At 74.2% G+C, this 8,147-nt stretch carries 8 protein-coding genes; 3 read left to right on the top strand and 5 right to left on the bottom strand.

The features are described from left to right. Positions 1 to 118 precede the first annotated feature (118 nt). From LWC35_RS25685 to LWC35_RS25670, 4 genes are all read right to left on the bottom strand, one after another. Entirely contained in the window at positions 119 to 1,171 is a 1,053-nt protein-coding gene (locus LWC35_RS25685; RefSeq protein WP_232872822.1) for an NAD(P)H-dependent flavin oxidoreductase, read from the bottom strand. A gap of 46 nt (positions 1,172 to 1,217) precedes the next feature. Then, entirely contained in the window at positions 1,218 to 1,517 is a 300-nt protein-coding gene (locus LWC35_RS25680) for a hypothetical protein (RefSeq protein ID WP_232872821.1), read from the bottom strand. 16 nt (positions 1,518 to 1,533) lie between these two features. Continuing rightward, positions 1,534 to 3,288 carry an aa3-type cytochrome oxidase subunit I gene (ctaD, locus tag LWC35_RS25675; protein WP_232872820.1) on the bottom strand — a complete coding sequence of 585 codons (1,755 nt, stop codon included), beginning with the start codon at positions 3,286 to 3,288 and terminating at the stop codon, positions 1,534 to 1,536. A gap of 126 nt (positions 3,289 to 3,414) precedes the next feature. Next, complete coding sequence (locus tag LWC35_RS25670) at positions 3,415 to 4,080, bottom strand: ArsR/SmtB family transcription factor (protein WP_232872819.1); 666 nt, start codon at positions 4,078 to 4,080, stop codon at positions 3,415 to 3,417. 92 nt (positions 4,081 to 4,172) lie between these two features. Here LWC35_RS25670 and LWC35_RS25665 point away from each other — a divergent pair, with 92 nt between their 5' ends. The 3 genes from LWC35_RS25665 (at position 4,173) to LWC35_RS25655 (ending at position 7,532) form a co-directional block, all read left to right on the top strand. Next, complete coding sequence (locus LWC35_RS25665; protein WP_232872818.1) at positions 4,173 to 5,639, top strand: MBL fold metallo-hydrolase; 1,467 nt, start codon at positions 4,173 to 4,175, stop codon at positions 5,637 to 5,639. Continuing rightward, positions 5,636 to 6,925: an MFS transporter gene (locus LWC35_RS25660; RefSeq protein WP_232872817.1), complete on the top strand. Its 1,290-nt coding sequence runs from the start codon at positions 5,636 to 5,638 to the stop codon at positions 6,923 to 6,925. The genes LWC35_RS25665 and LWC35_RS25660 overlap by 4 nt, the downstream gene beginning before the upstream one ends. Before the next feature lie 127 nt (positions 6,926 to 7,052). Next, positions 7,053 to 7,532 (top strand): cupin domain-containing protein, encoded by a 480-nt coding sequence (locus LWC35_RS25655; protein ID WP_232872816.1) that lies wholly within the window; start codon positions 7,053 to 7,055, stop codon positions 7,530 to 7,532. A 49-nt stretch (positions 7,533 to 7,581) separates the two neighbouring features. Here the strand turns inward: LWC35_RS25655 and LWC35_RS25650 are convergent, their stop codons facing one another. Beyond that, on the bottom strand, positions 7,582 to 8,067 hold the full coding sequence (locus LWC35_RS25650) for a carboxymuconolactone decarboxylase family protein (RefSeq protein ID WP_232872815.1): 486 nt from the start codon (positions 8,065 to 8,067) through the stop codon (positions 7,582 to 7,584). Between the last annotated feature and the right edge of the window lie 80 nt (positions 8,068 to 8,147).

Raw genomic sequence — 8,147 nt, 5'->3', positions numbered from 1 at the left:
GCTCACGACCAGCGGGCGCACGATCTGACTCAAGGGCTCGAAGCCCAGGCCAGAAGAGTGCTGACCCGCTGGCCGCCACCAGCGCCGAGCCTCGCACAACCAGGCCCGGCAGGACCCATTAGGCCAGTAGCGCGCAGGCGGTGTCCCACATGTCCTGCACGATCGTGCCCGCGGGGGCCCGGCGCGCCAGCGCCGCACCCTGCCCGGCCCACTGGTTGACCGGGTCCACCCCGGTGGCGGCCCCGCGCCGCCACCGCCCGACCAGCCGGCGCTGGTCGGGGTACGGCGCGGGCGGGGGCGCCCCCGGCCGCGTCCACGCGGTGACGAACGGCGTCGGCACGGCCCGGCCGAGCCGGCCGGAGTAGGCCCGGGTCGGGACCGACCGCTCCGGGGGCAGGTCCGCCAGCGCTGCGGCCCAGCCCTCGTCGATCCCGGCCTCCGGCGACCGCAGCAGCGCCGTGCCCACCTGGACGGCGCTGGCGCCGAGGGCCAGCGCCGCGGCCACGCCCCGGCCGTCGGCGATGCCGCCGCTGGCGATGACGGGCACCCGGATCCGGTCGACCAGGTGCGGCAGCAGGGCGAAGAGCCCGACGTCGGTGTGCTCCGCGGCGGCCGGGTCGAACGTGCCCCGGTGCCCGCCCGCCTCCATGCCCTGCGCGACGATCGCGTCGGCGCCCGCCTCCTGGGCCGCCAGCGCGTCGGACAGCGTGGTCGCACAGGCGAACCAGGCGATCCCGCGGGCGTGCATCCGCTCGACGTAGGCGGCGTCGAACAGCCCCATGATCGAGGAGATCACGGTGGGCGCGGCGTCGAGCATCGCCTCGCACTGCTCGGCGAAGACCGGGGCGGCCGCCCCGGCCTCGCCCGGGGTGCCCCAGCCCCCGAGGTACTCCTCGGCCGCGCGCAGGCGGGCGGGGGCCTCGATCGGCGGGTCCGGGATCCAGATGTTGAGCTGGAACGGCCCCGCCGAGCCGGCCCGGAACCGCTCGACCCACGCCGTGATGCGATCGGGCGGGTCGAGGACGACGCCGTCGGCACCCATCCCGCCCGCCTCGGCCACCGCGATCGCGAGCTCCGGCGGGCAGGCACCCGCCATCGGTGCCTCCAGGATCGGCAGCTGCAGGCCGAACCGGTCGCAGAACTCCGTGACATGTCGTTGCACGGCTGCCATCCGATCACAGGCCGGGTCGGCTCGACGGTGCACCGTGCCGGTGCCCTCAGTGCCGGCGGTGCACCAACCAGCACAGCAGGGCCGCCTGCAGGCCGAGCGCGCCCGCGACCTCGGCGAGCAGGACGGGGCCGCCGAACTCGGCGGCGACCCCGACGAAGGCGCAGGCGACCAGCAGGCCGAGGGCCACCGCCGCGCGCCGGATCCCCGCCGGCGCACCCGTGCCCGCCCGGGGCGGGCCGGGGTCGGCGCCGGTGTCGAGGCCGGTGTCGAGGTCGCGCTCGAGGCCGGCGAGGATCTGCAGCTCCGCGGGGCTGAGGGGGCGCGCCCGGTTCTCGTCGAGGCTCATCGGTGTTCCGGGGCGGTCAGTGCGAGCGCGGGTCGTCGTCGGGCTCGGCCTCGCGGTTGACCCGTTGCGCCGCATGCTCCGACGGCGCGGCGTGGCCCCCGACGTGCGCCTCGGCCCGGGCCCGCTCCACCAGGTGCGGGTAGTGCAGCTCGAACGCCGGGCGCTCGGAGCGGATGCGGGGCAGCTCGGTGAAGTTGTGCCGCGGCGGCGGGCAACTGGTGGCCCACTCCAGCGAGTTGCCGTGACCCCACGGGTCGTCGACGGTCACGACCCGGCCGTAGCGGTAGCTGCGGAACACGTTCCAGATGAACGGCAGCGTGGAGGCGCCCAGCACGAACGCGCCGATCGAGCTGATCATGTTCAGCGTGGTGAACCCGTCCGTCGGCAGGTAGTCGACGTAGCGGCGCGGCATGCCCTCGTTGCCCAGCCAGTGCTGCACCAGGAACGTGGTGTGGAAGCCGATGAAGGTGAGCCAGAAGTGCAGTTTGCCGATGCGCTCGTCGAGCATCCGGCCGGTCATCTTCGGGAACCAGAAGTAGATCCCGCCGTAGGTCGCGAACACGATCGTCCCGAACAGCACGTAGTGGAAGTGCGCCACCACGAAGTACGTGTCGGACACGTGGAAGTCGATCGGCGGCGAGGCCAGCAGCACACCCGTGAGCCCGCCGAAAAGGAACGTGGCGAGGAAGCCGACGGCGAACAGCATCGGCGTCTCGAAGGTCAGTTTTCCCTTCCACATGGTGCCGATCCAGTTGACGAACTTGATGCCCGTCGGGATGGCGATGAGGAACGTCGTGAAGGAGAAGAAGGCCAGCAGCACCGCCCCGGTCGCGTACATGTGGTGTGCCCACACGGCCGCCGAGAGGACGCCGATGGCGATGGTGGCGAAGACCAGGGTGCGGTAGCCGAACACCGGCTTGCGGCTGAACACCGGGATGATCTCCGTGACGATGCCGAAGAACGGCAGCGCCACGATGTAGACCTCGGGATGGCCGAAGAACCAGAACAGGTGCTGCCAGAGAATGGCGCCGCCGTTGGCCGGGTCGAACACGTGGGCACCCAGGTGGCGGTCCGCCGCGAGGCCGAACAGGGCGGCCGTGAGCACCGGGAACGCGATCAGGATCAGCAGTGACGTGACGAAGATATTCCAGGTGAAGATCGGCATCCGGAACATCGTCATGCCGGGCGCGCGCAGGCAGACGATCGTGGTGATGAAGTTGACGCCACCCAGGATCGTGCCCAGGCCGCTGACCGCAAGGCCCATGATCCACAGGTCCGGTCCCGCGCCGGGCGAACGCACCGCGTCGGAGAGCGGGGTGTAGGCGAACCAGCCGAAGTCCGCCGCACCGCCCGGGGTGAGGAACCCGGACAGCACGATCAGCCCGCCGAACAGGAACAGCCAGTAGGAGAAGGCGTTCAGCCGCGGGAAGGCGACGTCCGGGGCGCCGATCTGCAGCGGGACGATGTAGTTCGCGAAGCCGAACAGGATCGGCGTCGCGTAGAGCAGCAGCATGATCGTGCCGTGCATGGTGAACAGCTGGTTGTACTGCTCGCTCGACAGGAACTGCTGCCCGGGCCGGGCCAGCTCCGCGCGGATCAGCAACGCCATCGCCCCGCCGGCCATGAAGAAGGCGAACGACGTGACCATGTACAGGACCGAGATGTCCTTGGGGTCCGTCGTCCGCAGCATGTGCGTCATCCGGGACCCGAGCCCCGGCCGGTGCGAGGGGTAGGGGCGGGTCTCGGCCGGCCGAGGTGCGGTCGTGGTCATGGACACCCCTGAGCGAGGACGGGTGGGCGGGCGCGACCGACCTTCCCCCTCAGCCCGGGCCTACACCGATTCGCCGCGAAAGGTTCCGGCGGGACGGGCCCGGTGCAGCCGAGGCGCCGCCGACCCTCAGGGCCGGGCCGCGCCGGCGACGGGATGCCCGGCGAGGCGCCATTCCAGGAAGCCGTCCGTCAGCCGCACCGCGCGCCGCCCGTGCGCGGCGAGCAGGCGGACGGCGTCGTGCGAGAACACGCACAGGGCGCCGCGACAGTAGGCGACGACCTCCTGGTCGGCGGGAATCTCCTCGAGCCGGCCCGCGAGCTCGTCGATCGGGATCGACACCGCGCCCGGGATGTGACCGGCCGCGAACTCCGGGCCCGGGCGCACGTCGAGGACCACGGCCCGCCCGTCGGCCACGCGGCGGAGCAGCTCCTCCCGGCCGATCTCCTCGGTGTCGTCGGGCCCGAGGTAGGTCCGCGCGGCGCGCCCGACGTCCGCGACGCGGGCCGTGGCCACCTCGCGCACCCGATGCCACAGCGCGGCGACGTCGTCGCCCGCCAGCGCGTACTCGACCGTCGTGCCGTACCGCGTGGTGGTCACCAGCCCGGCGTGCTTGAGCGCCTGCAGGTGCGCCGACGCCGTCGACAGGCCCAGGTGGGCCGCCGCGGCGAGCTCGGCGACGCTGCGCGGGCCCTGGGCCAGCAGGTCCAGCAGCTCCAGGCGCGTGCCGTTGCCGAGTGCCTTGCCGACCCGCGCGAGCTGGGCCAACAGCTCACCCTTCGCCCCGTCGGGCACGGCTCCTCCTCCATGAATCCATGGAATACTGTACCGCTCCCGGCGGGTCGTGCTCGCCGCCGCCGGGTCGCCGGGACGGGCGAGGAGGAGCGATGGACACGCCCACACAGGTCCGACTCCACGCGGTGGTCGACGAGGGGCTGGGCAACTCCGCCTACCTCCTCGACCTGGGCGACGGGTCGGCGCTGGCGGTCGACCCGCCGCGCGACCTGCGCGCCCTCCACGCCCGGGCCCGGGCCGAGGGGCTGCGGATCCGGTTCGCCGCCGACACCCACCTGCACGCCGACTTCCTGACCGGGGCGGTGCAGCTCGCCCACGACGAGGGGGCCACGGTCCTCGCCTCGGCCGCCGGCCGGCGCCGCTTCGCCCACCGGGGGCTGCACGACGGCGAGGAGGTCGACCTCGGCGGCCTGCGCCTCACGGCCGTGGCCACCCCCGGTCACACCGACGAGCACCTGTCCTTCCTGGTCGCCGACGGCCCGCGCCCGGTCGGGGTGTTCACCGGCGGATCGCTGATCGTCGGCTCGGCCGCGCGCCCGGACCTGCTCGGACCGGACCGCACGGACGAGCTGGCCCGGGCGCAGTTCGCCTCCCTGCGCCGGCTCGCCGCCCTGCCCCCGGCCACCGCGGTGTGGCCCACCCACGGCGCCGGGTCGTTCTGCTCGGCGCCGTCCGGGGCCCGGCGCACCTCGACGATCGAGCACGAGCTCGCGACGAACGCCCTGCTCGCGAGCCGGGACGAGGAGGCCTTCGTCGAGGCGCTCCTCGGGTCGCTGGGCAGCTACCCGGACTACTTCCGGTGGCTGGCCGAGACCAACCGGCGCGGTCCGGAGGTGCTCGACCAGGCCGGCGCCGGGACGCTCGCCCCGCTCCCGGTCTCCGTGGTGCGGCGGCTGCGCGCCGACGGCGCGACGGTCGTCGACGTCCGGCCGGTGACCGAGTACGCGGCCGCGCACGTGCCCGGGTCGTTGTCCCTCGCGCTGCGCCCGCAGTTCGCGACCTGGCTGGGCTGGGTCGTCCCCGCGGACGGCGCCGTCGTGATCGTCCGCGGTCCGGACCAGGACCCCGCCGACATCGTCTGGCCCGCCCTGAACATCGGGGTGGACCGCCTGGCCGGGGAGCTCGCGGGCGGGATCGGCGCCTGGGTCGCGGCCGGGCACGAGACGGCCCGCACCCGGATCCTGCGCCCCGGCGACCTGCCGCCCCCGGGGGACGCGGACCGCGGCCGGCCCCGCGTCCTCGACGTCCGCCAGACCGCCGAGTACGCGGCCGGACACCTGCCCTCCGCCCGCCACGTCGAGCTCGGCGTCCTCCCGCACCGCGCCGCCGATCTGCCCGCGGAGCCCACGGTGGTGATGTGCGGGCACGGCGAGCGTGCCGCCACCGCCGCCGGCCTGCTCGAACGCGCCGGGCACCACGACGTCGCCTTCGTCGTCGGCGGGCCGGGGGACTGGGCGGACCTCACCGGGCACGCCCTGGTCACCGGGACCGACGGGCCGGACGGGGCCGACGGGGCCGACGCACCCCGGACCGGAGCCCGCGGGCGGGCCCGCGCGTGACGTCCTCCACGGCCGGGGCGCCGGTCCGGCTCGGCCTGCGCGAGAACTTCGGCCAGTTCACGTTGCTCGCGATGGTCAACCTCCTCGTCGGGGGCATGGTCGGCCTCGAGCGCACCGTCACCCCGCTCGTCGGCGCGCAGCTGTTCGGGCTGGGTGACCTCACCGTCGCGCTGTTCGTGATGGCCTTCGGGGTCAGCAAGGCCGTGACCAACCTCGTCGGCGGCGCGGTCGTCGGCCGCTCCACCCGCAGGACGGTGCTGATCGTCGGCTGGGTCGTCGGGCTGCCCGTGCCGGTCCTGCTCGCCTTCGCCCCGAGCTGGTGGTGGGTGATCGTCGCGAACGTGCTGCTCGGCGTGAACCAGGGCCTCACGTGGTCGATGACGGTCAACATGAAGATCGACCTGGTCGGCCCGGCGCGGCGCGGCCTGGCCCTCGGGATCAACGAGACGGCCGGCTATCTCGGCGTCGCCGTGACCGCCCTGGCGACCGGCTACCTCGCGACCGCCTACGGGCTCCGGCCCGCGCCCGAGCTCCTCGGCGTCGCCTACGCCGTGGCCGGGCTCGCCCTCACGGTCAGCCTGGTCCGGGACACCAGCGCCCATGCCCGCCTCGAGGCCGAGCAGCACCGGGCGAGGGGCGACGGCGGGACGGGCGGATCCGGGGTCGCGGCGCTCGGGATGGGCGCGATGTTCGCCGAGATCAGCTGGCGCGACCGTAGCCTCGCCTCGATCAGCCAGGCCGGGCTCGTCAACAACCTCAACGACGGCCTGACCTGGGTCCTGCTCCCCGTCCTGCTGGTGCAGGCCGGGGTGTCGGTCGGCGGCGTCGGGATCGTCAAGGCGCTCTACCCGTTCATGTGGGCCGTCGGCATGCTCGCCACCGGCCACCTCGCCGACCGCATCGGCCGGAAGATCCCCGTCGTCGCCGGCATGGGGATCCAGGCCGTCGGGCTGCTGACCTTCGTCGTCGGCCTGTCCGACGCCTTCCTCGCCGGTCTCGGCGGGGCGTTCCTGCTCGGCGTCGGCACCGCGCTGGTCTACCCGGCGCTGCTCGCCGCGATCAGCGACGGCGTCCATCCCGCCGTCCGCGCCGCCGCGCTCGGCGGCTACCGCTTCTGGCGCGACACGGGCTACGCCGTCGGCGCGCTCGTCGGCGGTGTCACCGCGGCGCTCGCCTCCCTCCGGACCGCCGTGCTCGTCGCCGCGGCCCTCACCGCCGCCTCGGCCCTGTGGAGCCAGCTCGCCATGCGGGACGCCACCCGTCCCGGCGGACGGCCACCCGCGTGAGTCACGCGGCCCGCCGGGTACCGGGAGGAGCGCTACGTAGCTTTGCGTATGTCGCGGGCGGTGGGCAGGCGGGAGCATCGGCGGGTCCGCGCCGCCGGTCGATGCCGCGCGGCCCGAGGAGGCCCCGATGACCGCCGCAGTGAAGCCGTTCGCCGTGCAGCCGGGCGAGGGCAGGTCGCTCGCGACCCCGACCGGCAGCTCGGTCACGATCAAGGTGGACTCGGGGACGAGCGCCGGGACACTGACCGTGCTCGAGTTCGTGACCGAGCCGAAGGACGGCCCGCCGTTGCACGTGCACCGCAACGACGACGAGCTGTGGTGGGTCCTCGAGGGCGAGTACCGCTTCAGGGCGGGCGACGCCGAGTTCGACCTGCCGCAGGGCGGCATGGCGTTCGGCCCTCGGGGAACCCCTCACTGCTTCCGGAACCTCGGCGACACCACCGGCCGGCTGCTGGTGATCACGACCCCGGCGGGGCTGGAGCGGTACTTCGAAGGGTTTGCGGGGCTCCTGCCCGGTCCGGTCGACCCGGATGCCTTCGCCGAGGTCGGGCGGGCGAACGGGATCGAGATCGTCGGGCCGCCCCTCGCGTTGCCGGACCGGTCGTAGGGCACCGGCCCGGCCGCCGACGCGGGCCGGGCGCCGGGCCGGTGCACGGTCAGCCCGCCATGGCGGCGAACATGCCCGGCTCGTAGGAACCCGCCGGGGTGCGCGCGACGACGTTCATCCGGTTGGCCGCGTTGACCAGCGCGAGCAGGCAGACCAGGGCGGCGACCTGGTCCTCGTCGTAGTGCGCGCGCACCCGGGCCCAGGTCTCGTCGGACACGCCCTCGTGGGCGTCGGCGAGCCGGGTGCCCTCCTCCGCGAACGCCAGCGCGGCCCGCTCGGCCTCGGTGAACACGGTGGAATCGCGCCAGGCGGCGACCAGGTTCAGCCGGACCGGGTCCTCACCGGCGGCTGCGGCGTCCTTGGTGTGCATGTCGGTGCAGAAGCCGCAGCCGTTGATCTGGCTGGCGCGCAGCGACACCAGCTCCTGCGTGGCCTTCGGCAGCGGCGACCCGTGGATCACCATGGCGGCGTTGGCGAACCGCCGGCCGAACTTCGCGGCCAGCTCGTTGGTGAACAGGTCGATCCGGGCGTCCATGATGGCGTCCTCCCTCGTGGGTGCGGCACGTGTCGGACACCAGATGCCGCCGGGCCGTGGCCTGTGACAGGGCCGCGCTG

Origin of the sequence: Pseudonocardia kujensis (genome assembly GCF_021283305.1) — a bacterium.
Taxonomy (GTDB): Bacteria; Actinomycetota; Actinomycetes; order Mycobacteriales; family Pseudonocardiaceae; genus Pseudonocardia; species Pseudonocardia kujensis.
Note: the sequence above shows the minus strand (reverse complement) of the source record. Positions and strands in the feature narration are given on the sequence as shown.

Bases quoted from the DNA above. Each gene is read 5' to 3' on its own strand.
- ctaD (WP_232872820.1), bottom strand. From the start codon at position 3,288: ATGACCACGACCGCACCTCGGCCGGCCGAGACCCGCCCCTACCCCTCG.
- LWC35_RS25650 (WP_232872815.1), bottom strand. From the start codon at position 8,067: ATGGACGCCCGGATCGACCTGTTCACCAACGAGCTGGCCGCGAAGTTC.
- LWC35_RS25665 (WP_232872818.1), top strand. From the start codon at position 4,173: ATGGACACGCCCACACAGGTCCGACTCCACGCGGTGGTCGACGAGGGG.
- LWC35_RS25655 (WP_232872816.1), top strand. From the start codon at position 7,053: ATGACCGCCGCAGTGAAGCCGTTCGCCGTGCAGCCGGGCGAGGGCAGG.
- LWC35_RS25680 (WP_232872821.1), bottom strand. From the start codon at position 1,517: ATGAGCCTCGACGAGAACCGGGCGCGCCCCCTCAGCCCCGCGGAGCTG.
- LWC35_RS25685 (WP_232872822.1), bottom strand. From the start codon at position 1,171: ATGGCAGCCGTGCAACGACATGTCACGGAGTTCTGCGACCGGTTCGGC.